The organism is Deltaproteobacteria bacterium (genome assembly GCA_016930875.1).
GTDB lineage: Bacteria > Desulfobacterota > Desulfobacteria > Desulfobacterales.
Map to the genome: position 1 here is coordinate 1 of JAFGFW010000074.1, position 25,867 is coordinate 25,867.

30 protein-coding genes and 1 tRNA gene are annotated in these 25,867 nt (G+C 49.7%); 10 read left to right on the top strand and 21 right to left on the bottom strand.

All coding sequences use genetic code 11. From position 1 onward, the window contains the following. Window positions 1–432 precede the first annotated feature (432 nt). From JW883_07250 to JW883_07285, 8 genes are all read left to right on the top strand, one after another. Window positions 433–1,047, top strand: coding sequence for a PEP-CTERM sorting domain-containing protein (locus JW883_07250; GenBank protein ID MBN1842059.1), 615 nt, complete (start codon window positions 433–435; stop codon window positions 1,045–1,047). A gap of 523 nt (window positions 1,048–1,570) precedes the next feature. Next, window positions 1,571–2,083 (top strand): hydrogenase maturation nickel metallochaperone HypA, encoded by a 513-nt coding sequence (hypA, locus tag JW883_07255; GenBank protein ID MBN1842060.1) that lies wholly within the window; start codon window positions 1,571–1,573, stop codon window positions 2,081–2,083. A 137-nt stretch (window positions 2,084–2,220) separates the two neighbouring features. Beyond that, window positions 2,221–2,379: a hypothetical protein gene (locus tag JW883_07260; GenBank protein MBN1842061.1), complete on the top strand. Its 159-nt coding sequence runs from the start codon at window positions 2,221–2,223 to the stop codon at window positions 2,377–2,379. 91 nt (window positions 2,380–2,470) lie between these two features. Further along, window positions 2,471–3,739 (top strand): beta-ketoacyl-ACP synthase II, encoded by a 1,269-nt coding sequence (gene fabF / locus JW883_07265; protein MBN1842062.1) that lies wholly within the window; start codon window positions 2,471–2,473, stop codon window positions 3,737–3,739. Between the two features lie 918 nt (window positions 3,740–4,657). Beyond that, window positions 4,658–4,807, top strand: a complete 150-nt coding sequence (locus tag JW883_07270) for a hypothetical protein (protein ID MBN1842063.1) — start codon at window positions 4,658–4,660, stop codon at window positions 4,805–4,807. A gap of 159 nt (window positions 4,808–4,966) precedes the next feature. Next, window positions 4,967–5,467 (top strand): hypothetical protein, encoded by a 501-nt coding sequence (locus JW883_07275; GenBank protein ID MBN1842064.1) that lies wholly within the window; start codon window positions 4,967–4,969, stop codon window positions 5,465–5,467. 4 nt (window positions 5,468–5,471) lie between these two features. Continuing rightward, a complete protein-coding gene (locus JW883_07280) occupies window positions 5,472–6,416 on the top strand; it encodes an SDR family oxidoreductase (GenBank protein ID MBN1842065.1) in 945 nt (314 codons plus the stop codon). Between the two features lie 15 nt (window positions 6,417–6,431). Next, window positions 6,432–8,048, top strand: coding sequence for a Gfo/Idh/MocA family oxidoreductase (locus JW883_07285; protein MBN1842066.1), 1,617 nt, complete (start codon window positions 6,432–6,434; stop codon window positions 8,046–8,048). Here JW883_07285 and JW883_07290 read toward each other — a convergent pair. The 16 genes from JW883_07290 to rpmF form a co-directional block, all read right to left on the bottom strand. Then, window positions 8,035–9,096, bottom strand: a complete 1,062-nt coding sequence (locus JW883_07290; protein MBN1842067.1) for a hypothetical protein — start codon at window positions 9,094–9,096, stop codon at window positions 8,035–8,037. The two genes, JW883_07285 and JW883_07290, sit on opposite strands and share 14 nt — an antisense overlap. 160 nt (window positions 9,097–9,256) lie before the next feature. After that, the gene (locus JW883_07295) at window positions 9,257–9,970 is read right to left on the bottom strand and encodes a TVP38/TMEM64 family protein (GenBank protein MBN1842068.1); all 714 of its coding nucleotides are present in this window, start codon (window positions 9,968–9,970) and stop codon (window positions 9,257–9,259) included. Then, window positions 9,954–11,567 (bottom strand): phosphoglycerate kinase, encoded by a 1,614-nt coding sequence (gene pgk, locus JW883_07300; GenBank protein ID MBN1842069.1) that lies wholly within the window; start codon window positions 11,565–11,567, stop codon window positions 9,954–9,956. The genes JW883_07295 and pgk overlap by 17 nt, the downstream gene beginning before the upstream one ends. A 93-nt stretch (window positions 11,568–11,660) precedes the next feature. Further along, window positions 11,661–12,089 carry a transcription antitermination factor NusB gene (gene nusB / locus JW883_07305; GenBank protein ID MBN1842070.1) on the bottom strand — a complete coding sequence of 143 codons (429 nt, stop codon included), beginning with the start codon at window positions 12,087–12,089 and terminating at the stop codon, window positions 11,661–11,663. Window positions 12,090–12,095: 6 nt separating this feature from the next. Next, complete coding sequence (locus JW883_07310; protein MBN1842071.1) at window positions 12,096–12,569, bottom strand: 6,7-dimethyl-8-ribityllumazine synthase; 474 nt, start codon at window positions 12,567–12,569, stop codon at window positions 12,096–12,098. A 12-nt stretch (window positions 12,570–12,581) separates the two neighbouring features. Next, complete coding sequence (locus JW883_07315; GenBank protein MBN1842072.1) at window positions 12,582–13,811, bottom strand: bifunctional 3,4-dihydroxy-2-butanone-4-phosphate synthase/GTP cyclohydrolase II; 1,230 nt, start codon at window positions 13,809–13,811, stop codon at window positions 12,582–12,584. An 86-nt stretch (window positions 13,812–13,897) separates the two neighbouring features. Beyond that, the gene (locus JW883_07320; protein MBN1842073.1) at window positions 13,898–14,548 is read right to left on the bottom strand and encodes a riboflavin synthase; all 651 of its coding nucleotides are present in this window, start codon (window positions 14,546–14,548) and stop codon (window positions 13,898–13,900) included. A gap of 19 nt (window positions 14,549–14,567) precedes the next feature. Beyond that, window positions 14,568–15,659 (bottom strand): bifunctional diaminohydroxyphosphoribosylaminopyrimidine deaminase/5-amino-6-(5-phosphoribosylamino)uracil reductase RibD, encoded by a 1,092-nt coding sequence (ribD, locus tag JW883_07325; protein MBN1842074.1) that lies wholly within the window; start codon window positions 15,657–15,659, stop codon window positions 14,568–14,570. Window positions 15,660–15,847: 188 nt separating this feature from the next. After that, window positions 15,848–16,321 (bottom strand): transcriptional repressor NrdR, encoded by a 474-nt coding sequence (gene nrdR / locus JW883_07330; GenBank protein MBN1842075.1) that lies wholly within the window; start codon window positions 16,319–16,321, stop codon window positions 15,848–15,850. Then, window positions 16,318–16,773, bottom strand: coding sequence for a cytidine/deoxycytidylate deaminase family protein (locus tag JW883_07335; GenBank protein MBN1842076.1), 456 nt, complete (start codon window positions 16,771–16,773; stop codon window positions 16,318–16,320). Before JW883_07335 ends, nrdR begins: the two co-directional genes overlap by 4 nt. Window positions 16,774–16,783: 10 nt before the next feature. Then, window positions 16,784–18,061: a serine hydroxymethyltransferase gene (locus JW883_07340; protein ID MBN1842077.1), complete on the bottom strand. Its 1,278-nt coding sequence runs from the start codon at window positions 18,059–18,061 to the stop codon at window positions 16,784–16,786. Beyond that, complete coding sequence (gene rpiB / locus JW883_07345; protein MBN1842078.1) at window positions 18,054–18,485, bottom strand: ribose 5-phosphate isomerase B; 432 nt, start codon at window positions 18,483–18,485, stop codon at window positions 18,054–18,056. Before rpiB ends, JW883_07340 begins: the two co-directional genes overlap by 8 nt. 254 nt (window positions 18,486–18,739) lie before the next feature. Further along, the gene (acpP, locus tag JW883_07350; GenBank protein ID MBN1842079.1) at window positions 18,740–18,970 is read right to left on the bottom strand and encodes an acyl carrier protein; all 231 of its coding nucleotides are present in this window, start codon (window positions 18,968–18,970) and stop codon (window positions 18,740–18,742) included. Between the two features lie 85 nt (window positions 18,971–19,055). Beyond that, window positions 19,056–19,805: a 3-oxoacyl-[acyl-carrier-protein] reductase gene (gene fabG / locus JW883_07355; protein MBN1842080.1), complete on the bottom strand. Its 750-nt coding sequence runs from the start codon at window positions 19,803–19,805 to the stop codon at window positions 19,056–19,058. 7 nt (window positions 19,806–19,812) lie between these two features. After that, the gene (locus JW883_07360) at window positions 19,813–21,486 is read right to left on the bottom strand and encodes an acyl-CoA dehydrogenase family protein (protein MBN1842081.1); all 1,674 of its coding nucleotides are present in this window, start codon (window positions 21,484–21,486) and stop codon (window positions 19,813–19,815) included. Window positions 21,487–21,562: 76 nt separating this feature from the next. Then, complete coding sequence (gene rpmF, locus JW883_07365) at window positions 21,563–21,745, bottom strand: 50S ribosomal protein L32 (GenBank protein MBN1842082.1); 183 nt, start codon at window positions 21,743–21,745, stop codon at window positions 21,563–21,565. Window positions 21,746–22,118: 373 nt separating this feature from the next. Here rpmF and amrB point away from each other — a divergent pair, with 373 nt between their 5' ends. Beyond that, on the top strand, window positions 22,119–22,928 hold the full coding sequence (gene amrB / locus JW883_07370) for an AmmeMemoRadiSam system protein B (GenBank protein ID MBN1842083.1): 810 nt from the start codon (window positions 22,119–22,121) through the stop codon (window positions 22,926–22,928). 119 nt (window positions 22,929–23,047) lie between these two features. Further along, window positions 23,048–23,121 (top strand) — tRNA-Gln (locus JW883_07375). A gap of 558 nt (window positions 23,122–23,679) precedes the next feature. Here the strand turns inward: JW883_07375 and JW883_07380 are convergent. The 5 genes from JW883_07380 to JW883_07400 form a co-directional block, all read right to left on the bottom strand. After that, complete coding sequence (locus JW883_07380; protein MBN1842084.1) at window positions 23,680–24,000, bottom strand: DUF5320 family protein; 321 nt, start codon at window positions 23,998–24,000, stop codon at window positions 23,680–23,682. Window positions 24,001–24,047: 47 nt separating this feature from the next. After that, a complete protein-coding gene (locus tag JW883_07385; GenBank protein MBN1842085.1) occupies window positions 24,048–24,257 on the bottom strand; it encodes a DUF5320 domain-containing protein in 210 nt (69 codons plus the stop codon). A 90-nt stretch (window positions 24,258–24,347) separates the two neighbouring features. Next, window positions 24,348–24,716, bottom strand: a complete 369-nt coding sequence (locus JW883_07390; protein ID MBN1842086.1) for a DUF134 domain-containing protein — start codon at window positions 24,714–24,716, stop codon at window positions 24,348–24,350. Window positions 24,717–24,870: 154 nt separating this feature from the next. Beyond that, a complete protein-coding gene (orn, locus tag JW883_07395; protein ID MBN1842087.1) occupies window positions 24,871–25,404 on the bottom strand; it encodes an oligoribonuclease in 534 nt (177 codons plus the stop codon). Window positions 25,405–25,456: 52 nt separating this feature from the next. Continuing rightward, on the bottom strand, window positions 25,457–25,825 hold the full coding sequence (locus JW883_07400; GenBank protein ID MBN1842088.1) for a PilZ domain-containing protein: 369 nt from the start codon (window positions 25,823–25,825) through the stop codon (window positions 25,457–25,459). Between the last annotated feature and the right edge of the window lie 42 nt (window positions 25,826–25,867).

The following is a 25,867-nucleotide window of genomic DNA, read 5'->3' on the forward strand; positions in this document are numbered from 1 at the left end:
ACCGTTCACGGGTTCACGGTTCAGAGGTCTAGGGGTTCAGAGGTCTAGGGGTTCACGGTTCGGGGTTAGTAAAGGTTAACAAAAGAAAAGCAACCCTGAACGGTGAACTTTGAACCTGTGAACGCTTACATGTCCGGTTTTCAGACATCCCCTCTTGTGCTTGTGTTTCGCTATCAATTCAATAAGTTTTCCATATCATTCAAAAGATAGCGCCTGATTTTCAGACGTTATTTCCCTTTTTGTTTCAATAAATCCCGTCGCTTCCGTATTCGCAATTAGGATAATATGTTTTAATAATTACATATTCTGGTTTTTTGTTTATTGTGGCACCGTCCTTGCTGAAGGAAGAACCATATAGATATCCTTCTATGCGCCTGATTCAGACCCTGCATGTTTTTGGAAAAGTTGAGCCAAATTTAAAAAGGGGAGGACATGAAAAAGCTCTTAGTGGTTTTGTGTGCGGTGACATTGGTGTTTGGAGTAGGCGGAATTGCAAGTGCTCTGCCGATTTATTTTGACATTGCTGGGCCACCCGAGTTATCTGAGGACTTTGGTTCTTCCGTAGGACTTGATGTGAAGACCCGGGGATGGACCGAGATATCAGCTAGTCTCGCAGGTGGCTTAGGCTGCGAAGTCTTCGCTCTACCTGATGGAAAAAGTTATACCTTCAATTTCTTTGAAGTCACAGTCTCCGGATCAGGACGTGGCAGAGCTGACGTTACAGCCACGTTGGCATTTGATGATCCTCAGAGAGCCGAAGTTTCTGGTAGCGGAAGTGGCGGTTGGGCGACTTGGTTTGGTGTAATATCAGGTGGCTATTTGACTTGGGACGAGAGCCTGCCTCAGAGGATTACGCTATGGGACGGCAATTATTTTGACGTTGATTTTGAGGATCTATACTTGGCTGGCTTAGGTAATTCAACAATTGTTCATGCTACTGTTACTGCACATGCGGCCCCCGTCCCAGAGCCCAGCACCATGCTGCTGCTTGGTTTTGGGCTGATTGGTCTTGCCGGATTCGGGAGGAAGAGGCTTTTTAAAAAATAGAATCGTTTCAAGATCTTTTGCGGCATTATCGAGCTTGGCTGCCGAAAAACCTGCCAACCGCTATTTTTTCCCAATACTCCCCGGCCTTCGGAGCCGCTTCGGCGGAGTAGGCCAGTACTCCATCACGCCAATACTTCTCAACGGAAGAACCCGAGGCAGAGCCATCTCACTCTTTCAGCCGTCCGCCTGCGGGCCGTAGCCTTCGGCGGAGAGCTCGTAGCCGCCGACTTCGCCATAGTAGCCTTGGCTACGACGGCTGAAAAGGCTACTTTGGCGAAGTCGGCGACATGGCCTAAAGGACAGGTCTTCCATGTGAAATAAATACCCGGACCTTTTGAGAAGTTACTAGGCAACATACTATATGTTGATTCTTTTTTTATGATGCCACAATATATTGTTGACATTTTTAATTGTTGTATAAAAAATAAATGTTGGGTGAAGAAGCTGGGCAGGGTTATTTTGTGAATAGTCAGCTTGATCAGTTGCACGAGAGACCACGTTTATTTGCCTTCGTTGGAATACCGTGCAGCGCACCGTCACCCAAGCTATGACGCGTCGGCGACTTGCTGCAGGGATGAAAGGCAAGGCGAACTACGGCACCATTGCCCTTAAATACCCCGTCCCGCCTCGGCGGGACTGCGGAGAGCTTCATTCCGGGGAGGGGGTCCGGATAATGAATGAATATGCTATTGCCCACGGTCTGCTAGAAGACCTGCAACACGAAAGCAGAAAGCACGGGGTGTCTCACATAAGCCGGGTGCATGTCAGAATAGGAAGCCTTTGCGGCATCGTCCCTGAAGCTCTGACCTTTGCCTTTGAAGCGGCCTCAGAGGGCACGGTGGCGGAAGGAGCCGAACTGAACATAGGGGTTGTGCCTGCCAAAGGACGATGTCATCAGTGTGGCATAGAGTTCGATGTAGCCATGGATACCTCGATGTTAGTCTGTCCTCAGTGCGGCGGGATTGTGGGTGAGGTCATCTCTGGGAGAGAGCTCGAAATCGCCTTGGTTAGAGGCAAGGTCGAAAGCACGTCCTGACACAACACTTCTGCTTTGCACTCCGCTCATGTATTATCTTTTCTGTTCTTCAGCTTACTCTGAGTTAATGCTCTTAACGCTTTTAATTTGCCCAACGATATGATAACAAAAGTGTTACGCTGCAGGCGGCACCTCGAATGAGTGTTTTGAGATGGAAGTCTATTCCGGAGGAATCGATATGGAATCAAGACCGCCAGACAAGGGAGGGAGGCGTTCGGGAGTTGACCGGAGGCAATTTTCATACAGTAGTTATATTCCTGAGAGGCGAGCGAAAGAGGACCGGAGAAGCAGCCTAGACCGGAGAAGTGGAGTGGATCGGAGAAGGACATTTCGTCTTTGACTGGCTGAAAGAATGGTCGGGAATTGGTCAGCGGAGGCTTCAAGAATATGAGAAGGGTTGTTATCACAGGTATTGGACTTGTAACGCCATTGGGATGTGGAAGAGAGAGGTTTTGGAGTTCCCTTGAACAAGGAGTTTCAGGTGTAGACAGAATTACCAAATTTGACGCTTCGAAGCATGATTGTAAAATTGCGGCAGAGGTCAAGGATTTTGACCCGCTTGAGTATGGTATGAATAAGAAAGAAGTTAGAAGGCTCGATTTTTTTAGCCAATATGCCCTAGCCTCTGCTCATCAGGCAATTGAAGACGCGAAATTGCCACTCAAGGACAAGAATCCTAACATCGGAGCTATCGTTGGCTCAGGGGTTGGTGGAATATCAACCATAGAGGACGAAAAGGAACGATTCTATCTTAGAGAAAAGAAAGGAAAGAACGGAGCTTCTTTTGTCAGTCCGTTTTTTGTCCCTATGATTATGCCGAATGCAGCCGCTGGAAATATCAGTATGAAATACAAGCTGAACAATGCAAGCATGAGCACAGCAAGTGCCTGCGCAACGGGTCTTCATTCGATCATATATGCTGCAAAAGATATCATGTTGGGTGATTGCGATGTTATGATTGCGGGTGGTACGGAAGGGGGTATCACTCCTTTGGGTGTTGGTTGCTTTGCAAACATGAATGCCATTTGCAAGGATTACAATGATGAGCCGCAAAAGGCGAGCAGACCTTTTGACCGTGAACGTAAAGGCTTTGTTATGGGTGAGGGCGCCGGCATAGTGCTCCTTGAGAGCCTTGAATATGCACTGAAACGGGGCGCTCGTATCTATGCTGAGATTGCCGGATACGGACTGACTTCTGACGCGCACCATATTACCGCCCCTGATCCGGATTCGTACGAGATTGCCAGGGCAATTAAGCTCGCCCTTGATAGGGCCGGGATCAGCCATGAAGAAGTCGATTATATTAATGCCCACGGCACGTCAACGCCTGATAATGATTTGTCAGAGACAAACGGCATTAAGAAAGTATTTGGAGATAGTGCCTATAAGGTCAAGATTAGCTCAACCAAGTCGATGATGGGTCATATCATAGGGGGCGCTGGAGCAATTGAGACTCTGGTTTGTCTCTTTGCTATGGAGAGAAGTATTGTTCCTCCAACAATAAACTACGAAAATCCTGATCCTCAATGTGATCTGTATTATGTCCCGAATAAAGCTGAACACTGTGAAGTCAATATTGCCATGAATAATTCATTTGGGTTCGGGGGTCATAATGCAGTGCTCCTGCTAAAGAGGTATGAAAATGGTCAGGGTTAGAAACATCGTAACCATTGACGGGTTCAGGGTTTACCAACAATCCAAGCCATTGATTCGTGGTTTCATCCCGCCGTACGTCTGGCGGGCAAGCCCGCCGTAGGCGGGTCAACGAAAAAAAGCTAACCCTGAACCTGTGAACGCCTACGAAACATCAAACCAACGAGCCCTTTCACCCTGCTCCGTTTTCCCTTTGTCTGCCATGAAGCCACGTGTTGTGGGTAGCTAATGTCCCTCAATAGTGGCATTTGTTTTCCCAAAAGATAACTTAATTTACCCAATTCTCTACACCTTTCTTACTGGCCTGTTTTGGCTAACTCTTTAGAAAGTAAAGGAAACAAGTCCAATCGGCCAACTTGGCACGATGTTTTCATAAGGGTATGTATCAAGGTCTGATTTGGCCGAACCGCAACGCAAGGGGCGGCGACCCACATAAGGGCGTGGTATGTTACATTGCGGACATGCGTTTTTGATTGTATGCCCCACAACATTGCACAACCGAGGTAGGGATATAAGGATTAGGGGCACTCGGGGGTATCTATATGGAATCAAGACCGCCAGACAACGGAGGCAGACGTTCCGGAGTTGATCGAAGGCAATTCTCCTACAGCAGCTATATTCCTGAAAGGCGAGTCGAATTAGATAGGAGAAGCGTCACGGACCGGAGGGGCGGTGTTGACAGGAGAGAGGGTGTCGAAAGGAGAAAAATATTTCATCTTCTCTGACCTCTCAAAAAAGTCGGATTGTTGGGTGCCATTTTGTGCAAGAAGGTAATTTTTTTCCTAAAAAGCAGGAATGAGGGAGAGGCCAATGAGGTCTTGTTTTGGAATAGCATTATTTTTGTGTTGCATTTTATTGCCAACATCGGCTCATTTGAGCGATTTTCAGCCAATAGTCGAGTACAGTTTGCCAGCAGACATCATGCTGGTTAAGTTCGCAGATGAGACTTGGGTCTATCGGTTATATGAAGACGGCACAGTGAGAAAAATGGTAAACAAGAAGAGATACGTTGCAGCATGCAATGAGGAGGAACCGAAGAATCGCAAGAGCAATGAACAGTTGACGGGTTGATTTTGTTATTTCCCCTGCCTTTCATCCCACCGGTAGTCACGCAAGGTTTTGGCAGAACCTTTGGCTTGACATCGTCCTTTCCCAATTATACGTTAGCAAGCAGCTTTACAACATTTTCAGATTATTACGGATAAATACCAGTCTTGGGGGATTCATTCCATGGTTACGTTTCGTCTAACAAGAGACTATCGAGTTTGGATTGTTATGGGCCTTTTGTTGGCCGGCTGCAACCAGTCCCAGTCTGTCCCGCCCTTTGACCTTGACCTCGAGGGATTAGAGCAGGTCAGATTGGTCACGGGCGATGAAGCCATCAATGCCATAAACAGACTCCATGGGATGCCTATCGATGTGGTGAGGGGCTTCATTGCCTATTATGAAGGTCTTCACCTTCACGACAAAGCGACCATATGGTTGTCCGAGACCACCTCTGAAGACCTTGCCCAAAGGCAGATTGAGGTAATGATTGACAGGATGAAAAACAGCACAAGATCACCCTTTAGTCATTATCGCGTATTGGACGCAAACGGTGCGAGTGTCATAGGATTTGACGGGATGGGCCAGGTTCATTATGTTTTCAGAGACAACAAATGGGTCTATTGGATTAGTGCGGATGCAAGCCGCATAGATAAGATTCTGGACCATGTCATGAAAAGAACTTAGGGGGATGCTTATGAAGGGATCGAGAGTTCTTGTTACAGGTGGAGCAGGGTTTTTGGGCAGCCATCTGTGTGATAGACTGGTCTTAGAAGGAGCAGAGGTGCTTTGTCTTGATAATTTCTTTACCGGATCAAAAAGGAATATCTTGCACTTGATGGACAACAGCAGCTTTGAGCTAATTCGCCATGACCTGGTTGAGCCTATCTTGCTGGAGGTTGATCAGATTTATAACCTCGCTTCTCCTGCATCGCCGGTCCACTATCAGTACAATCCTGTCAAGACTGTCAAGACTAATGTAATGGGAGCCATCAACATGTTGGGCCTGGCCAAACGTGTGAAGGCGCGAATTTTGCAAGCTTCAACATCTGAAATCTACGGCAATCCTCAGGAACACCCTCAAAAAGAGAGCTATTGGGGGCATGTGAATCCCATCGGGCTACGCAGTTGCTATGACGAGGGCAAACGGGTGGCCGAAACACTGATGATGGATTATTATCGCCAGAACCGGGTGGATGTGAAGATTGTACGTATCTTTAATACGTACGGTCCGAGGATGGCTGTTTCAGACGGTAGGGTTGTGAGCAATTTCATTGTTCAGGCCTTGGGAAATGAGCCGATTACGGTTTATGGCGACGGCAGTCAAACCCGTTCCTTTTGTTATGTTTCGGACATGATTGAGGGGTGGATAAGAATGATGAACTGCGAGGATTTTGTCGGTCCCGTCAATCTTGGCAACCCCAATGAGTTTTCCATCAAAAGGCTTGCTGAACTTGTCATCGAGATTACTCAGTCGAAATCACAAATCGTGTACAAGTCTCTCCCTGAAGATGATCCGATTCAACGACGCCCGGACATTTTTTTGGCAAAGGAAAAGCTGAACTGGGAACCTCACGTAAACCTGGCGGAAGGGCTGGAGAAGACCGTGGATTACTTCAGGCGGGTCTTAGAGTAAAGGAGCATTCGAAGCATGGCAGCGGTTGCGCGAGACATAAGGATAGCTTGTGTGGGAGCCGGATACTGGGGCAAGAACCTGATCAGAAATTTTGATGAAATTGGCGCCCTTGATGTCATATGCGATACCAACGAGTCGGTGTTGGCAGACTTCAAGAAAATGTATCCGGAAAGACGTTTCAGCCGTTCTTTTTCTGAAATCCTTTCAGAGCCAAGCATTGATGCTGTAGTGATTGCAGCTCCTGCTGAGAAACATTATGTCTTGGCCCGGGAGGCCCTTTTGGCTGGGAAGCACGTCTTTGTGGAAAAGCCCCTTGCTCTTAAGGTGGAAGAGGGAGAGGAGTTAATTTCCATCGCTCAAGAGCGCCGGAAGATCTTGATGGTGGGGCATATTCTGGAATATCATCCGGCTGTGCTAAAGCTTAAGGAGTTGATCGATGCCGGGGATCTGGGCAGGATCAACTATGTGTATTCAAACCGGCTGAATTTGGGAAAGGTTCGGACCGAAGAGAACATTCTCTGGAGCTTTGCGCCCCATGATATTTCAGTACTGCTCATGCTTCTTGGTGAGATGCCAGAGAGCGTGACAGCTTTGGGCGGTTGCTATTTGCACCATGAAATTGCAGACGTCACTATAAGCACACTGAGCTTCCCCAGTGGTGTGAAGGCACACATATTTGTCAGTTGGCTGCATCCTTACAAGGAGCAGAGGCTTGTGGTGGTAGGGGACCGGAAAATGGCTGTCTTTGATGACACCTCAAGGGACCGCAAGCTCCGCCTTTATGACGAGGGGATTGAATGGGTAAATCGCATGCCTGTGCCGAGAAAAAAAGACCCCGTTGCCATCGAAATAGAGCTGGATGAACCATTGGGGCGTGAGTGTTTGCATTTTCTGGACTCCGTCAGAAATGGCAAAGCCCCCAAAACTGACGGACGCAGCGCGTTGCGTGTACTGAAAATCTTAAATGCCTGTGAGACATCCCTGGCCGGGGGAGGGATTCCTGTCAAAATTGTGTCCACTGGGAGCGCAGAAGGTTATTTTGTGCACCCGAGCGCCTACGTCGACGATTCTGCTTCTATAGGGCCAGGAACCAGGATATGGCACTTTTCCCACATAATGGAGAATGCCGTAATCGGTGAGCGGTGCAATATTGGTCAGAACGTAGTGGTGGGACGCAGCGTTCGAATCGGAAACGGCGTAAAGATACAAAACAATGTTTCGGTTTATGAGGGTGTGACTCTTGAAGATGACGTGTTCTGCGGTCCATCTATGGTCTTTACAAATGTTCACAATCCCCGCAGCCACATTCCGAGGAAGGACGAGATCAAGCAGACTCCTGTAAAAAAAGGTGCGACGATTGGCGCCAATGCTACCATCGTTTGCGGCAATACTGTTGGACGATATGCCTTTATCGGCGCTGGAGCAGTGGTGACCAAGGACGTTCCAGACTATGCCGTTTTCGTGGGAAATCCGGGAAGAATTCAGGGTTGGATATGCGGCTGCGGCATCAGGATTGATTTTGATTCGAACAAGGCAGAGTGCCACAAGTGCGGCGCCCGCTATGTCAAGGATGGCAACAGTGTACGTCCTACCTTCAGCGTGGCTGAAGAGTCTGAAGCTATGTGTAAATAATACTGTACGGCAGGGGTGATTTGGCCCATTCGCCCGGCTTGGGCATGATGCACTGGTTGACGACAGTCATCCAGTAGTACTCGGAGTTGAGTTCTCTCAACTTGCCGTCTTCAGGGAATCTGGCGTGGCTGGTTCGTTCATAAGTAGTCTGGAATACCACAATGCCTTCGTTCTCTTCCTGTGCGACGAGATAATGGTTCTTGAAGGTCTTGACGGCCAGGTTGTTGGCCTCGGCTAAGTTTTGTATGTCCGTGTTTGTAAGTTTCATTAATATGTATTTGGAAACGCCCCTTTCCGAAATCCGGTAAAGCCCTCTTGACTCGCAACTTGCCACATAGACTGTAGATATACAATTTATTCGCCTCAGGAATTGTGCGCCCACCACCGCTGCTGTGCGCCGCCCTCCGGCCGTGGTAGGCAGCCCATAGTATTCAAATAACTTCTTTTGAATCTCCTCTGCATAAGATTCTCCTTTTTCATACAGATCCTTAGATATGTACCGGAGATCCCGGGCCATGTCTTCGGCGGCATCGGCAATGGGCCAATCAATTCGCACGCGGAAGTGTGAAAGGCTGTATCTGTTTCTGGCTTTGATAGTGGGATCGCGTTGAATAAGCAGGGCGTAGTCCACTGGGAGCAGGTCTCTGAGAAAGTCAGAGAAATGGACAGATTCAAAGAACTTTGTGTTCCTGTAATATTTCTTTGTAAACTGAACTGTCTCGGAGCGCATCAAGTTCTCTTTAGTTGCCTTGTTGTCATCAAAAAACCTGATGTATTTTTTGTAGGCATTGGGGATGAAATCCTCCACAAAGATCACAAGAAACCGGTTGTGATACTCGTACTCCACATCAGGAATCCGTGCTCTTGGTTTGAGTTCCCGTTTTTCGACAAATGGGTATGAGAGTTTATGCTCAATAATGTCATTATAAGACTTCACCAACCCATACTCGACAAGATATTCGTCCAGTTCATCCCGAAGGGATTCATAGACTGACCGTCGCAGTTTGTCCTGGCGGCTCAACTGTTCGCGAAAATTCCAGTAAGTCACGAGCTGTCTCCTTGTTTTATCGGCTGCAACGATTGGATGATGGGCAGGCCCTTGAGGCCCCCGCCGGGGACGAAGCAAAATTACTTCCTCTGGGCGAATTTTTTTACTTATAACGCAGTCTTACTTAACAGTCAACGCAAACTTGGCAATAACTTCTGGTTCATGATTCGACGTTGTTCGCGGCGTTTATCCGGTCGATCCATGCATAGATCCTCTCACGCCAGTAATAGGCGGGGATTGCAAAGGCGATGGAGATGGCGATCAAGATGATCAATGTGACATAGTCTTTCTGAAATACCTGGGCGCCTTGAAGGCTTAACATGAGAGTGCCCGGCATGCGACCAATACCGGCCATGAGTACAAATACCTTCAAAGAAATACCGGTCAACCCAAGGAAGATGCAGAGGTAGTCTTTGGGAAATCCAGGCACCACAAAAAACAAGAAAAACAAAAGAGCGCCCTGGTGTTTTGTAGCGGAGTCAAATCTGCCCAGGTAGCGGGCCGGAACCCATTTTCTCACGTAGCCTCTTCCCAGAATCCGGGCCAGGATGAAGTTGACGACTGAACCTGCCGTAAGCCCGATGGAGGAATAGATGAACCCTGGAACAGTACCAAAGACATAGCCCCCCACAAATCCGCTCGCCTCTCCCGGGACCGGCGCGAATAGCACCTGAAGGATTTGAATTCCCATAAAGGCCAGCGGCGCGCGGATGGGGCCCCAGTTAAGGAGAAACGTCCTGACCTGTTCAGGGTCTTTGACCCAGCCGTACAATGTGACGGCCCTTTCGGCCAGAAACGTCCAGTTAAGGAATACGATCAGAGCGAGAAATCCTGTGCCGCCAAGGAATAGGGCAATCTTAGCGAGGCGGCTCATAACCAAGGGCTTCGGGGAGACCTTTCTGAGGGATGGTCAGCTCCAGGCGGTAGCGTGATTTGAGATAATAGTGAAAGGGGAGGGCAGATCTTAGATTCTTTCCGTAAAAGAGATTCCAGTGTGTGTTGAGTTGAAGCATGGGCCATGCAATGCGGTTTCCTTCCAACACATGGACAAAGGCGCCGCCTGCATCACTCAAGCGCGAAAACAACGCGTCTTCGTTAAATCCCAGTTTTCTTGCGATTTCGATGCTGTCTCCGCCGGAGGAAATGGTGTAGGCTCCATTTTCTTGAGCCTTTAAGATCGCTTCCAGGATCGAGCGTTCCGGCCCTTCAAAGCCGGCCTCTTCACTCTTCCCAACAGGGCCTTTTTTGTATATGGTTTTGGCCTTTAAGAGGAGCGATACAAAGCGCCTGGTGGTTTGTTCTCCAATGCTCCAGATGTGGAATTGATCCTTTTTCGGATGGTCATGAATTTTTTCAGGCGTCAAATTGACAATATCTGAATTGTATTTTACCAGGAAGTCCGAGGGCACGACCAGTTTTTTTTCTCCCGCCGGAAGCCGGTAAAGATCTCTGAAGAACGTGAAGAGGGCCTTGCTCACGTTTTTCTCCAGGAATTTCTCGGTAGTCTCTCCGAAGTTATACTGTTCACCGGGCCGTACCTCCTTGCTTAGCAGGGCGATGATCCCCGGGGTTCCCCCCAGCAATACATGGGGCACTTTCTCGGAAAGGACAGAGTTCTTGATGAGGCCCATATAGTCTCCCACTTTCAGCCCCCCAAAGATCGGCACAAAGGGGTATTCGATGATATGAAGGACCTGTCGGTTTTCCATCATTTCGATCTCGGTCTGTCGTCCTACCAGGTTTACAACGTTTGTGAATCCGATCATGGAAGTATGCTTACGGTGGGAGGTATTAAAGGCATCGTTTACGTAGAAGTCGATCAAGGGTCCTAAGATGGAAACAAACCTGGATCCGTCATGCACCTCGTGGGGCCTGAGCCCGGGCTTGTCCTGAATGAAGACCTCATCCACCAGAAAGCGGATATTATTCAGGACCAGGATTTCACCATCCTTGAGTGAAAGAATCTTGTTAGTGATAACTTTTCTCTGAGACAGGTTGCCCAGATACTTGACCGTTTTCTTGGGTTGCCAGGGGCGATTTATCAGTTTCCCGATCACTCGGGCATGCTGGTCCAGCTCGACGAAGTTTTCTTTGCCTGCACGTCCCTGATGACCCAAGACGATGACGCGTGCCCCGTAACCTGAGAGTTCTTCCAAGGTGGGGATAGCAAGACGAATCCTTTCAATGCCTGTTATGCGACGGTTGCTATCAACGGGTGAGTCTATGCCTGCCCTCACCAGTACTGTCTTGCCACCAAAGGCCTTGTTGCCGAAGAGTTGCTTGTAGTGGGTATTATAGTCACTGGCGGTTATGTCTCTTAGCCCGTTATTCCACATGATGCGATAGATGATATCGTCAATCGTCAAGAAGTTTAGATAGGCATTGGCATTATCTGACGGAGGCAGGCTTTTGTCTGACTGCAGGTTTTTGTCGGGGTCCTGATGATGCCGTATTACGTCTTGAATGGACACAAAGGGGCCTCCTTTTCCGGCGGGAATAACAGACAGCTTTCAATTGAGCGGTTTCGCTCAATTGAGGCAAGAGTCTATTCGGGCCAGCTATGGCTATTCCTTGGCCAGAGCCGTCTTATCTTCTATGGAAATACGAATGCTATCCAGGATGCCGTTAATAAAGGCTGAAGAGTGCTCGGTTCCGAACTTCTTTCCAATGTCTATTGCTTCGTTGATGGAAGCCCTCGGCGGAATATCATCGCAGTAAAGCAGTTCGTAAACAGCCACCCTCATAATATTGCGATCCACATGGGGCATGCGCCCGATTTTCCAGTTATCGGAGAAACGTTCGATTAAGCGATCAATTTCGTATTGGCACGCCTTGACACCCTCAACCAGTTGAACAAAGAATGGCATCGCCTTCTTTGACACCTCAAAATGCTCGCAAAACAACTCGATAGTTCCGCTTGAGTTCTCGTCATTTATGTCCATCTGAAAAAGAAGCTGCATGGCAAGCTCTCTTGAGCGCCGCCGATTCCCCATTGCCGGTTACCGTTTGTTAAGAGATTCCACTAGGTTGGCCATTTCCATGGCGGCTACGGCTGCTGTCCACCCTTTGTTTCCGGACTTTGAGCCGGCCCGCTCTATGGCCTGTTCCAGGGTGTCCGTGGTAATGACACCAAAGATGACCGGAATGCCTGATTCCAGTGAGACAAGGGCGATTCCCTTGGAGGCTTCGGCAGAGACATACTCAAAATGGGGTGTGGAACCCCGGATCACGGCTCCAAGGCAGATGATGGCATCGTATTTCTTTTTTTGGGCCAGCTTTTTTGCCAGGAGAGGGATTTCAAAGGAACCAGGCACCTTGACGATGTCGATGTCTTCGTCTTTAGTCCCGTGACGAACCAGGGCATCCAGGGCACCGCCCAGGAGTCGATCGCTGATGAAATCATTAAAGCGACCCACAATCACACCAAATTTTTTCCCCTCGCCAGTTATCTTGCCTTCGTACACATTTGGCATAGTAGTTCCTCCTCAACGTTTGACATCGAGTTTCAAAAGATGCCCCATCTTCGATTTCTTGCAGGTCAGGTAACGTCGATTATATTTGTTGGGTTTCATCTCAATAGGTATTTGCTCCACCACGCAAAGACCATAACCTTCCAGCCCGACGATTTTTTTGGGGTTGTTCGTCACCAGGCGCATCTTGCGAACGCCCAGATCTACCAGTATTTGAGCGCCGATCCCATAATTTCTCAAGTCCGGCTTGAATCCGAGGAGTTCATTTGCCTCCACTGTATCATGCCCTTGATCTTGCAGGGCATAGGCCTTCATCTTGTTGAGCAGGCCAATCCCCCTTCCTTCTTGGCGTATGTATAGAACAATACCTGTTCCTTCTTCCTCTATCATCTTCATGGCAGCATGAAGCTGTTCCCCGCAATCACACCTCATGGAACCGAATACGTCACCTGTGAGGCATTCTGAGTGGACACGGACAAGGATTGGTTCGGCAGGATCGATTTTCCCTTTCACCAGCGCGATGTGCAGGAAATTGTCCACATCATTTTCGTAAACAACTGTCTTGAACTCACCGGCAATGCAAGTGGGGATAACAGTGGCGGTTACCGGACGGACAAAACGCTCGGTCCTGAGTCGATATTCGATCAGGTCTGCAATGGTGCAGATTCCGATGTTGTGCTCTTTGGAGAACTTTTCCAGGTCTGGCATTCGAGCCATGCTGCCGTCTTCACTCATGATCTCACAGATCACGCCTGCCGGTTTCAGGCCTGCAAGCCTAGCCAGGTCGACAGATCCTTCTGTCTGTCCGCTTCGAACAATGACGCCTCCCTTTCGAGCACGAAGGGGGAATATGTGCCCGGGACGAACCAGATCGTGAGGCTTGGCGTCCTCTGCCACGGCAGTCAAGATGGTCGTGGCCCTATCCGCGGCGGAAATACCCGTAGTCACACCACGGCTCGCCTCTATAGATACCGTAAAAGCAGTCTCGAACCGAGAGGTGTTGTCCTTCACCATAGCACGTAAATCCAGGGCATCCGCCTTGTCCGGTGTCAGGGAAAGACAAACCAGACCCCTGCCGTATCTGGCCATGAAATTAATGGCCTCTGGTGTTACCTTTTCAGCCGCCATGGTCAGGTCACCTTCATTTTCGCGGTCCTCGTCATCCACGAGAATGACCATTTTACCCTGCTTCATGTCTTCAGTGGCTTGTTCTATAGATATGAGTGGCATGTCTCTCTCCTTCATAAATATCTGGCCACACTGCCTGGGCAGGATTGATACCGCCTGGAAGAAAAGGCCTTCATCCCCTTGGTTATTGAGAACCCAATTTCCTACGTGAATCCTGCTTTTGCAAGCATTGCTTCATCAATCAATGCTCTGTTTTGGGTCCCTTGGGCTTGCTGTGTGAATCGTTCCACGTATTTCCCGATCATATCGGTCTCGACATTTACCATGTCCCCCACTTGCTTGGATCCCAGAGTGGTCACAGCGGCTGTATGGGGGATAATGCTTACCTCAAAGTCCCGGCTGTTGCAAGCGTTCACGGTAAGGCTGATGCCGTCAACGGCAACAGAGCCCTTTTTAATAATGTAACGGGAAAGATCTTCTGAAACGCTAAAGGCAAAAAGCATGGCATTGCCAGCCGGTCGTTTGGTCTTTACTCTTCCCGTGCCATCCACATGCCCTGTGACCAGGTGGCCGCCAAGGCGACCGCCAAGGCGCAAGGCCCGTTCCAGATTCACCCTGCTTCCGACCTTGACTTGGCCTAAGGTGGTTTTGGAAAGGGTCTCAGGGGCTACGTCAACCCTAAAGGCGCTCTTTTCAAGATGTACTACCGTGAGGCAGGCGCCGCTGACGGAAATACTGTCACCAACACGGATACTGTCCAGCGGCAAATCGCTGTGGATATCCATGCGGACCCCTCCGCCCGTGGGCGTGACCCCTTTGACCGTGCCAAGTCCTTCTATAATTCCCGTAAACACAGGCCTTACCTTTAGTCAGTCAACCACTACCAGTTTTCGCAAGATATCCCTCAACCATCACATCGTCTCCAAACCGGTGGACAGAGACATCCTTTAGCCCCATGCTTTGCTCCATGCGCTCAACACCCGGGCCTGCGCAAATGGGAACACCGTCGTCTCCCCCGCAAATCTTGGGCGCATAAAACATGCAAATTTTGTCTACGATTCCGGCCCTGAGTGCCGAGCCATTGACTCTGGCCCCTCCCTCGATCAGCAAGCTAGTGATTTCCAGCTTGCCCAGTTCTCTTACCAAGGCCTTGAGATCAATCCGACCCTCATGGCAGTCCATGGTGAAAAGGCGGACCCCTGTCTTTTCAAGGCTCTTTGCTTTTTCGGGCAAAACGGAGCGGCTGGTTACGATGTAAGTATCAGAATCTGAAGCAAGATGCAATACCCTTGCCTCAGGGCTGATGGACAGCCGTGTGTCAAGAACAATCCTGACAGGATCTGATCCTTTACGGCCTTTAAGTCGGGTTGTGAGCTGAGGGTCGTCCTTGACCATGGTGCCTATGCCTACCATGACGGCGTCGACTGCATGACGGAGTTCCTGGACGAATTGTCTTGAACGCGGGTTGGTGATCCACCTGGAATCCCCTGTGCGGGTGGCAATGCGACCGTCAAGGGTGGCCGCGCACTTCAAAATAACGAAGGGCAGGGATGTGGTGATATATTTTAGGAAGATTTCATTTAGACGTCGACATTTCTCTTCACAGACCCCCACAGTTATGTCAAGGCCTTGGCTCTTCAGAAATTCAAGGCCTCCGCCAGTCACTCCGGGGTTGGGATCTTTCATGCCGGCCACAACGCGCTTGACCCCACCTTTCAATATCGCCTTTGTGCAAGGCGGGGTACGACCTGTGTGGTTACATGGCTCGAAAGTCACATAGAGCGTGGCTCCTTTGGCATTCTCGCCGGCTTTTTCAAGCGCGTGGATTTCGGCGTGGGGCCCGCCTGCTTTCTGATGAAAACCTTTCCCCACGACTTTGTCGTCTTTCACAATGACAGCCCCCACCATAGGATTGGGAGCAGTCCATCCACGACCCTGCTCGGCGAGGGAAAGAGCCATTTTCATATAAGTTTCGTCCACGATTATCAAAGATCCTTAAGTGATGCTAATAATCTTGCTGTAAAGAAAATGATTCTATCGGTTAACCCGTTGGCCCGTTGGATTGGTCAATCGTCATTGTTCATTAGTCATTGAATACAGTTTGGTATCTCTTGAAGACCACTGACTAATGGCTAATGCCTGGTAACAGCACGTCATTGTTGGGGGCTTCTCGTGCGGCTGCTAAATAATTCTTTGAGTTCAGACATAAAATCGTTGATGTCTTTGAATTCCCGGTACACGGAAGCAAACCGGACATATGCCACATCGTCCAATTCGTGAAGTTTTGTCATGATACGTTCACCCACCACAGATGAGGGTATTTCCTTCTCGCCCATCTCCTGGAGTTCCCGCTCCAGTTCATCTACAAACTGTTCGAGTATGTTGATGCTGATGTTTCGTTTTTCGCACGCCTTTTGAATGCCAGCAAGGACTTTGGCGCGGGCAAAAGCCTCACGTCTGCCGTCTTTTTTTATCAGGACCAATGGCAGCTGCTCAACCCGTTCATAGGTGGTAAATCGCCTGTCGCAGCCTAAACATTCCCGACGTCGCCTTATCGTATCTCCTTCTTTGGTCATCCTCGAATCTATGACCTTGTTGTCGACGCCACCGCAGTATGGGCATTTCATTTCTTTACCCCATGGGTTTTTGTTAACGCAATGCCGGCAACTTTCAGCATATCTTCTGACATAGTGTCCGCATAACCATCCTGATATTTGATTTCATTAATGCCCGCATTGATAAGCATCTTGCAACAGATAGAGCAGGGCAGGTTCGTGCAATAGAGTGTAGCACCCTTGATAGAAACGCCGTGATAGGCAGCCTGAATAATGACGTTTTGTTCGGCATGAAGCCCTCGACACAGTTCATGGCGCTCACCGGAAGGAACCCCCAGTTCCTCGCGGAGGCAGCCAATGTCAAGGCAATGAGGAAGCCCTGTTGGAGCTCCGTTGTAGCCAGTTGCCAAAACACGTTTATCCCTGACCAGGACTGCCCCTACCTGACGACGGCAGCACGTGGAGCGGCTTGACACAAGGTAGGCGATGTCCATGAAGTATTCATCCCAGGAAGGTCGGCTCATAGCAAGTTGCCTATCGTTCCTCATGCGGATATAGGGGAAATTTTTCGCACAGATCCCGAACTGATTCCCTGGTCCGGCGAAGAACACCTCTATCCCTGGGTTTGTTCAGGACTTCAACTATCATGGCCGAAATTGTGGCCATGTCTTGTTCTTTCATGCCGCGTGTTGTTACCGACGGTGTTCCGATGCGGATGCCACTGGTTACAAAAGGACTGCGCTTTTCAAATGGTATTGTGTTCTTGTTGACTGTGATGCCTGCTTCTTCCAACGCCTTTGCAGCGTCTTTCCCTGTAATGTCCTGATTCGTGAGATCCACGAGGATGAGATGGTTGTCCGTTCCCCCGGACACGAGATCCAAACCCGCCTCGGTCAAATGTTGAGCCAAGGCCTTGGCGTTGGTCACGGTCTGACGCTGGTTTTCCTTGAAGTTTTCAGACATGGCCAGTTTAAAGGCCACTGCTTTTGCAGCGATTACGTGCATTAGGGGCCCGCCCTGTATACCGGGAAATATTTCGCTATTCAGCTGTTTGCCGTAGTTTTCCTGAGCCAGTATAAAGCCTCCGCGGGGGCCCCTTAAGGTTTTGTGTGTTGTAGATGTGACAACATCAGCCTGGGGGACCGGAGAGGGGTGCATACCGGCCGCAACCAGGCCCGCAATGTGCGCCATGTCCACCATGAGATAAGCACGAACTGAACGAGCGATTTCCCCAAAGGCCTCAAAATCAATAATTCTGGCATACGCACTTGCGCCCGCGACTATCATCTTCGGGCGGTGTTTTTTTGCAGCAATCCGGACTTCATCATAGTCGATCGTCCCTGTTTCTTCGTCAACGCCGTAGGAGACAAAATTGAAAAACCGGCCTGAGAAATTCACGGGACTTCCATGGGAAAGGTGGCCCCCGTGGGCAAGGTCCATGCCGAGAATCGTATCTCCAGGCTTCAAAAAGGCAAAATAAACTGCCATGTTTGCCTGAGTACCGGAATGGGGCTGCACATTGGCATACGGCGAATTAAAAAGTTTTTTCGCACGCTCGATGGCCAGTTCCTCTGCAATGTCAACGTACTGACATCCACCGTAGTAACGGTGGTCCGGATAGCCTTCGGCGTACTTATTTGTCAGAACACTGGCCTGCGTGGCCATGACGGCACGGCTGGTGATGTTCTCGGAGGCGATTAGTCCCAGGTTGTAGGTTTGTCGCTCTGTCTCTAACTCTATGGCACGAGCGATTTCAGGGTCAGCTTTTTTTATGATGTCAAAATAAGGTTGACACTTCTGTTTTTTATTCAATGTCCATCTTCTCCAGGCGGCGTTGGTGACGCCCCCCTTCAAAAGGAGTTTCAAGCCATGTGTCTACCAACTGGAGGGCCAGTGTGTCACCGATAAGTCTGCCGCCCATAACGAGGATATTGGAATCGTTGTGGCGCCGGCTCATGACGGCTGAGAAAAGATCGTTGGCAAGGGCCGCCCGCACTCCTTGAAAACGATTGGCAACCATGGACATTCCAATGCCGGTTCCACAGATCAAGACCCCTCGCTCAAAGGCGCCGCCTGAGACCTCGCGAGCGACCTTTTTTCCGAAGTCAGTATAGTCAACTGATTCTTCATTATACGTTCCGACATCTTCGACCTCAATGCCTCGATTCTGGAGAAAGACCTTTACCTTTTCCTTCATAGGAAAACCAGCATGATCAGAGCCAATAATAATTTTCATCTTAACCGCTTTACTCTAGGCCTGACTATTTGGGCAACGGCCTGTCAAGAAGAAACCTATTCTCACCAAGCCGTGATAATTGGTTGGTTTGTGGAGGCTATACAACCCTCCACAGTGAAAAGGGAAACGGTTTGCCCTGTTAGTGCGTTACCAACGAGATTCGTGTTTTTTCCGGCAGAAAATGAATCCGTGTTGTTCTCAAGGCACAAGCCTCAAATCCGAATATCGTGCTTCGAATTTCCAGTTTATCTGGGTCAAGAATGAGATGTTATATAGTTAATGGCATCCTTGACCGTCTGAAGTTTCTCGGCCTGTTCGTCGGAGATCTCTATATCAAACGCCTCTTCCATGGCCATGATCAATTCGACCAGATCAAGGGAGTCTGCACCAAGGTCATCTACAAACGATGCTTCCGGCACTACCTCATCCTGTTCAACGCTGAGCTTCTCGGCAACTATCTTCTTAATTTTCTCTTCAATAGCCACGTTGTGTTACCTCCTTTACCTTTTTCCTTTTTCTTCCGGTAGTTGCTGATTAAGAACCTACGTTATTGTCATCCGTTATAAAAAACTACATATACATGCCGCCGTTCACATGGATGACCTGTCCGGTAATATAGGCCGCCTCGTCCGAGGCCAGGAAAGCCACTGCCTCAGCAACATCTTCCGGTTGTCCAATGCGTCCCAACGGGACTTGCGCCAGCATTGCTCCTTTCACCTTTTCGGACAGATCAACTGTCATGGCAGTATCAATGAAGCCTGGGGCCACTGCATTAACAGTAATGCCTCTCTGGGCAAGTTCTTTTGCTGCTGTCTTGGTCAACGCGATCAGGCCTGCTTTAGACGCCGTGTAATTGGCCTGACCCGCATTTCCCATCACACCTACCACTGAGGCCATATTGATAATGCGTCCTGCCCGCTGCTTCATCATGGTTTTTGCAGCCACCTGCATGCAGTTGAACGCCCCTTTTAAATTGATGGCCAGCACTCGATCCCAATCCGATTCCTTCATGCGGACCAAGAGCCCGTCCTTTGTGATTCCCGCATTATTTACCAGCACATCCACACGACCGGAGTCCTCCAGAACTCTATTAAAGAAGCTCTGCACGTCCGGCTGTGAGGCTACGTCCACACGGGCTCCCCAGGCTCTTCCCCCTGCACGTTCAATGAGATCGACCGTCTCTTCAGCGTTCGCATCATCAGGATCATAGTGATTGAAGAAGACCCTGGTGTCAGGGCCAGCCATGCGCAGTCCGATGGCGCGACCTATGCCGCTTGACCCGCCTGTGATAACTACCGCACGTTTTGCATCTGTATTCATAAGGCTCCTATGTCCTGTCAAACAGGATATCAGCAACCGCATCCATGTCTTGTATCAGACCACTGTAACTTTCCGCTAGTCTCTCATGATTCATCTTTCTCATCACCTCAGATACGGTTTGTTTGTCAAACAGTCCCGGTCCCATAAGAATCTTCATAGCATTTCTGGCAACAAGGTCGGCAACTTCGTTGGCAAAGACTCTGGACATGATCACGATCTTTTTCGCCTCGGGAGAGCCTTTTTCAATGAGTCCCTGGGCCTTTCTTGCCATGCTTATTCCCACTTCAACGTGGGTCATCATGTCTGCCAGGCAAAACATGACGTACTGTTGCTTAGTGAGCTTGTGGCTATGGGCAAACATGATGATTTCATTCAGCGCTCTTGCTGCAAGCGCGTACGCCCCGGCCCCGGTATCAGGCATGGACGCGTCCAGGGCCTCCATCTCGTCTGCCATATTTCCATAGTACTTGCCTTTGGATTTGACAGAGGTCCGCCACCTGAACATACTAATAATGTTTTGCTGGATCTCGTTTGTGCCCTCGTAAATGCAGGTGATCTTTACATCTCGTTTGATCTTTTCAACCTCGTATTCAGCAATATATCCATATCCGCCAAGCCCCTGGATGGCATCTTCTGCGGTGCGGTTTCCGGCCTCAGTGCCAAAATACTTGGCAATGGAGCCTTCGACCTGAAGGTCCTTTTCTCCGGCATCCAGTCTCGTGGCCTGGTCTTCCATGTAAGCAGCGGCCGCTTCGAGTCGAACTGCGTTAGGAACAACCAGCTTGTGCGTGTAGCCCTGCTTTTCGGAAAGGGGGGTTCCGAACTGTATTCGCTCTTTTGCGTATCTGACCATGATATCAAGGGCAGCCTCTGCTGCGCCGATACCAAGGGCGGCCACTACGAGCCTTGTGTGTCCGAAGACCATATTGGCCTGTTTCAGTCCTTGGCCCGGCACATCGCCCAAGAGATTTTCAGCCGGCACAAAGACGTCGGTGAAGGTAAGGGGAGCTGTGTTGGACGCCCGAATACCGTGTTTTTGCTCAGGCTTGCCCGGCTGAAAACCCTCCATGCCCTTTTCCACAATAAAGAAGGTCGGGCCTTCAGGGGCTTTGGCCAAGACGGTGAGAAAATCAGCACATCCTCCATTTGAGATGAACTGCTTGCTTCCGTTGATTATGTACCCTGTGATATTTCCCGAGTCGTCCTTCACGGGTTCGGCTCTGGTCTTCAGGGCAGCTAAGTTGCTTCCAGCCTCAGCTTCGGTTACAGCATAGGCTACCAGAGAATTGCCCTCAACGATTTTTCCGAGCCATTTCTGCTTCTCTTCATCAGTGCCGGCAAACATGATGGGATCTGCCCCAAGCTGAATGGCAAAAAAAGCCGTTGCCACGCCTAGGCAGATCTTAGCCGTCTCTCTGGTCATGGCACAGCTATCTCTAGCGCCTCCTCCCATTCCGCCATACTTTTCAGGTATGAATAAGAGCTGGAGGCCGATTTCCGGGCCTAACATCTCCCTGATTATGGCTTCAGGGAATTCTTCTTTTTTGTCAAGGTCGAGCACCTTCTCTTTGGTGAGGAGTCGCTCTCTGACAAGTTTGAGTGTATCAAGCACCATCTGTCTTGATTCAGGGTCAAGCCCGGCAAGGTCATGCTGTCTGTTTTCTGTAGTATAGGCTGGCATTTGAACTAAGTTTCTCCGTTGGTCCTATGTTTCTAAAGTTATCCTGGTCACCATTGCCCTGCTGACGATAGGATGTTTATACTTCTTCTGTTTCCAAGACAGACCGGCCTTTGTAGTAGCCGCAACTCGAACAGACGTGATGCGGGAGTTTGGGTTCGCTGCACTGCGGGCAGGCCGACGGATTGGGCACTTTTGCCTTCTGATGGGTCCGTCGCTTACGGCCCCTTGATTTGGAAATTTTTCGTTTTGGTAATGCCATGGGTCAACTCCTTAGATTGTATTGGCGCCTAACGCCTCAAATTGACTTCAAATATAGAAAAAAAAGCGACAAACAGTAGTAAATTGGTGTTCATAACGGCTTATTATTCCAAATTTTTTCTATAACTACTCGGATTTTGATAAGTAAGAATTTGCTAATATAGTCAGCCAGGGAAGTTTGTCAAGAAGTTTAATCCAAAAACAGACAAAAACATCCGAAAGGCTCACTGCTTGTTGGAATCATTCCCTTGTGTTATGGTCACGTGAATGTTGGCCGAGAGCTTGGAATGGAACGTCTTGAACCCCTAACACCCTCGGCAAATTGGATAGCGGATAACAATGAGTGAATGACGAATAAGAAAAGGGAGGCACCCATGTCACGCACACCGGCGGTAGCGAACATGTTCTATCCTGGCGACAGAGATCAGTTAAAGGAGCAGATTGACTCTTTCTTAAGGCCAGTACAAAAGCCAAAGAAGGTGGTGGCAGCTATCTCGCCTCATGCGGGGTATATGTATTCGGGTGGGGTGGCTGGTGCGGTTTTTTCTCAAATTGAAGTTCCAGAGTCAGTCGTGATTCTGGGGCCTAACCACAGGGGCGTCGGGGCAGCCGTGGCTTTGGAGGCTTCAGGCACTTGGGATATGCCACTGGGCCCTGTTTCGATCAACGAGGACTTGGCCGGCTTAGTTCTTAAGGCGTCACTTAACCACAAGATCAAGGACGATTCTCGGGCTCACGCCATGGAACACTCTATTGAAGTCCAGATTCCCTTTCTTCAGGTCTTGAGGCCTGATGTGACCATAGTCCCTATTTGCGTCTCCCACGTGGCTTTTCATGACTGCGAAGAGATTGCACGGGCCTTGGTGCAGGGAGTCCGCGACTACGGCAAAGAAGTCCTTCTTATGGCTAGCACTGACATGACTCATTATGAGTCCCAGGAGTCTGCCCGTTCAAAAGACCGGTTGGCTATCGAGCGGGTCCTTGATTTGGATCCCAAAGGGTTATATGACACAGTGGCTGAGCACGGCATATCCATGTGTGGCGTCATTCCGACAACCATAGTGCTTGCGGCTTCTAAGGGATTAGGCGCATCCAGGGCTGAACTGGTTCGCTATGCTACATCGGGAGATGTGACCGGCGACTATGCACAGGTTGTCGGATATGCTGGATTTGTAGTGTATTAAGGCCATTCATATTAGTCTCTCTTGACACTGTATCCTGTTCATAGTATTTGAAAAACCAGGAGCGGGGACGATCGAATCGTCCTTCAATATGCGATTATGCGCCTTGCAAACTCTGTTTCTGGGGGATCGTCCAGTGGTAGGACAGTGGACTCTGGATCCATTAACGGGGGTTCGAATCCTCCTCCCCCAGCCAGCTTGATCTTGTCCAGGAATTACGAACTGTTGACAAACCCCAGGGGTTCTTCAACCCTTCACTCACGGAGCGAATAGAGTCGACTTCTTGTGAAATCGTCATGACCTGTCTTCTCAAGACGCTTGGCAACAAGGCCAAGAGGGACTAGCCATGAGTTTTTTTGACAGTTTCAAAGCATTTGTATCGTACGTAATGGAGTTTCAAATTCCTGGGTCGACGGAAGAGATCAAACATGAAACATCCCTTTTGGAGCTTCAAGGCTTTGTGCGTGAACTTGAGCAAGAAAACGAGGCCCTCAAGAAGAGGCAGGGCGCGAAAAGGTCTATTCTTAATGATAATGGCGCCTATTTTTTTGAGACCTCGGATGGACGGGAGGAACCTTTTTGCTCCAGTTGTTGGGATCTTGATTGCAAACTAGTGCGATTACATATAGGAGATGACGGCGTCGCCACTTGTCCACAATGCAAGAAGAGCTTTGGTTGCAATAATTTGAAGCAGGGTGACCGGCGACACAAACACCCGTCACCCTGTTGAAGCCTGTGGTTTTGAGGCTGGAGTTTACCCGGACGCTTTTTCGGCTTCAGCGATCCTTGCTTCCACGTCCTTCAGGTAGGCCCTCAAATCTCTGGCCTCCTGCTGGAGTTCGGCAAGTCCTGGTTCAGGACCCCGGGACAATGGTTGCCAGTAGCCGAAGGCCTGCGCTCCGGCTCTGCGAAGCCCCCTGCCTCTACCGAAGCCAGGGCCGCGACCGCCAAATCCGCCGTAAAAGGCACGCCCGCCAAGCCCGTAGCTTGGTCTGCGGCCTGTTCCACAGTACCCAAAACCGCCTCCAGTCATTGGCCCCCCTCCAAGCGGGCCGGTTCCATCATATCCTGGCATGTGAAACACCTCCTTTTCGTGTCAATCAAGTGTTAACGTTTTTTTCATTACATACAACCACGGCCTCGGCCGCCACCGCGACCTCGGCCACCGCTCCTGCCGCCACCACGGCCGGAAGCCATGCCGTCAGCCGGTCTTATCCTTGAGCCCTGACCCAGTTGCGATTGCGGATTGGCTTTAGCATTGCTGCACTTGCCCAATCCTCTTCCTGTTCGCGAGCCTTCGCCCCGTGGACCTGTTCTATCAAAACCGGGCATAAGAACACCTCCTTTCAATCATAAAATCGCTCTACGCTTTTATATAACGCGGCTTCGCCGCTTGATAAATGAAACTGCTGTGCTGCGAAGTCAGAAACCGCCTTTTCCACGTCCGCCTCTGTGGCCGCCCCGACCTCTGGGACCGCCTCGACCCCACCGGCCGGCGCCGGCCAGCGCGTAAGAGCCGCCTTGAATCCTTATCATCTTGCCCATCACAAGAGCTTCGGATACCAGCTCTCTTGCTTCAGCAAGGATTCTGCCGAAGGTCTGGCGAGATACGTTCATACGAGCGGCTGCGGTTTCCTGGTCCAGCTTGTCAAGATCGCTTAAACGCAGGGCCTCCAGACCCTCAACAGGAAGAAGTACCTCGTCCATGCCCCCTGCGGGAATCCCAATGGGCTTAAATGCGTTTGCCATGGGTCCGCCCTGTACAAAACGGAGTTTTCTGGGTCTTGGCATGATGTCTCCTGTTAACGTTATGAGCGTGTGACTATAATATAAGGCTCTATATCCTATTGTCAAGATATTTTATTGGCGAGGGCTCAAAATAGTTGTGACGAAGGGAAGGGTTTGTCGGCCAGTTTCTATCGAGGTTCCTTCAAGGCAGGGTCATTTAGGGCAGAAACACCCTCTGGCGGTAATATTTCAGCTCTCCTATCGATTCCTTTATGTCGATGGATGCCTGATGGGCTTTACGCTTTTTGAAATGGGGAAGCGTTTGGTACCATCTTTTGACCAATTCTTTTATTGAGCTGACATCGATATTGCGATAGTGAAGGAATTCATTGAGCAAAGGCATATGCTTTGCCAGAAACCGCCGGTCCTGCCACACGGAATTCCCGCACAAAGGAGAAAGTCCTTTCTTGGAATAGTGCGAAAGAAATTGTAATGTCATCTCTTCAGCCTTCTGGCAGTGATATGGCGAGGCCTCAACTCTATCAATAAGACCCGACGACGTATGTTGGGTCTTGCTCCACTGTTCCATGGCCAGAAGAGTCTCTTTCGGATGGTGTATCGCTATGTCGGGGCCTTCAGCCACAATCTCCAGGTTGTCATCCGTTACAACAGAGGCGATTTCAAGGATCACATGTTTTTCGGGGTCCAGGCCGGTCATTTCCAGGTCGATCCAAATCAGATGATTGCTCAATTTTAGTACTCGCTTTCTTGTGGGAATGGATTATCGTTGAATTTTTCTGGGGCTACGCCCGGCTGAGATGCTTGCGGAGTTCTGCTTCGACGGCATCAGGATCAGGGGAATTGTAGCGGACAACGTTTTGTAAATGAAATAAGCTGTCAGGGTCAATCCGCACAAATTCCACGGCCACAGCATCCGGGGTGCAGCGTACTATCTTGCCGTCTGTCCCAATGGTCAGTTCTCTGGTTGTTCCACTCAGCACAATCCTTACGTGGCACTGCGCGCCTGCTTCAAGATCTCCTGAAATTGGCAAGAGGCACCCACCGACACTTAAATTGCTGATTTCCTCGGCGCTGTATGAAACGTCGTCAACCGTGAGTTGTACGTGAACCTTGAAAGGCACACGAGTAAATCGCCTTTTTTCTTCCGACATCAGGGAACCTCTGGAAAGAATTTGATTTTAGTCAGATTTTAG

Bases quoted from the DNA above. Each gene is read 5' to 3' on its own strand.
- nusB (MBN1842070.1), bottom strand. From the start codon at position 12,089: ATGGGGAATCGGCGGCGCTCAAGAGAGCTTGCCATGCAGCTTCTTTTT.
- JW883_07295 (MBN1842068.1), bottom strand. From the start codon at position 9,970: ATGAGCCGCCTCGCTAAGATTGCCCTATTCCTTGGCGGCACAGGATTT.
- JW883_07390 (MBN1842086.1), bottom strand. From the start codon at position 24,716: ATGCCAAGACCCAGAAAACTCCGTTTTGTACAGGGCGGACCCATGGCA.
- JW883_07315 (MBN1842072.1), bottom strand. From the start codon at position 13,811: ATGAAGGAGAGAGACATGCCACTCATATCTATAGAACAAGCCACTGAA.
- rpmF (MBN1842082.1), bottom strand. From the start codon at position 21,745: ATGGCATTACCAAAACGAAAAATTTCCAAATCAAGGGGCCGTAAGCGA.
- JW883_07270 (MBN1842063.1), top strand. From the start codon at position 4,658: ATGCTGGTTAAGTTCGCAGATGAGACTTGGGTCTATCGGTTATATGAA.
- JW883_07360 (MBN1842081.1), bottom strand. From the start codon at position 21,486: ATGCCAGCCTATACTACAGAAAACAGACAGCATGACCTTGCCGGGCTT.
- amrB (MBN1842083.1), top strand. From the start codon at position 22,119: ATGTCACGCACACCGGCGGTAGCGAACATGTTCTATCCTGGCGACAGA.
- JW883_07335 (MBN1842076.1), bottom strand. From the start codon at position 16,773: ATGAGCCGACCTTCCTGGGATGAATACTTCATGGACATCGCCTACCTT.
- rpiB (MBN1842078.1), bottom strand. From the start codon at position 18,485: ATGAAAATTATTATTGGCTCTGATCATGCTGGTTTTCCTATGAAGGAA.
- JW883_07310 (MBN1842071.1), bottom strand. From the start codon at position 12,569: ATGCCAAATGTGTACGAAGGCAAGATAACTGGCGAGGGGAAAAAATTT.
- JW883_07250 (MBN1842059.1), top strand. From the start codon at position 433: ATGAAAAAGCTCTTAGTGGTTTTGTGTGCGGTGACATTGGTGTTTGGA.
- JW883_07285 (MBN1842066.1), top strand. From the start codon at position 6,432: ATGGCAGCGGTTGCGCGAGACATAAGGATAGCTTGTGTGGGAGCCGGA.
- JW883_07385 (MBN1842085.1), bottom strand. From the start codon at position 24,257: ATGCCCGGTTTTGATAGAACAGGTCCACGGGGCGAAGGCTCGCGAACA.
- fabG (MBN1842080.1), bottom strand. From the start codon at position 19,805: ATGAATACAGATGCAAAACGTGCGGTAGTTATCACAGGCGGGTCAAGC.
- JW883_07260 (MBN1842061.1), top strand. From the start codon at position 2,221: ATGAGTGTTTTGAGATGGAAGTCTATTCCGGAGGAATCGATATGGAAT.
- fabF (MBN1842062.1), top strand. From the start codon at position 2,471: ATGAGAAGGGTTGTTATCACAGGTATTGGACTTGTAACGCCATTGGGA.
- nrdR (MBN1842075.1), bottom strand. From the start codon at position 16,321: ATGAAATGCCCATACTGCGGTGGCGTCGACAACAAGGTCATAGATTCG.
- JW883_07280 (MBN1842065.1), top strand. From the start codon at position 5,472: ATGCTTATGAAGGGATCGAGAGTTCTTGTTACAGGTGGAGCAGGGTTT.
- JW883_07380 (MBN1842084.1), bottom strand. From the start codon at position 24,000: ATGCCAGGATATGATGGAACCGGCCCGCTTGGAGGGGGGCCAATGACT.
- JW883_07275 (MBN1842064.1), top strand. From the start codon at position 4,967: ATGGTTACGTTTCGTCTAACAAGAGACTATCGAGTTTGGATTGTTATG.
- JW883_07400 (MBN1842088.1), bottom strand. From the start codon at position 25,825: ATGTCGGAAGAAAAAAGGCGATTTACTCGTGTGCCTTTCAAGGTTCAC.
- ribD (MBN1842074.1), bottom strand. From the start codon at position 15,659: ATGAAAATGGCTCTTTCCCTCGCCGAGCAGGGTCGTGGATGGACTGCT.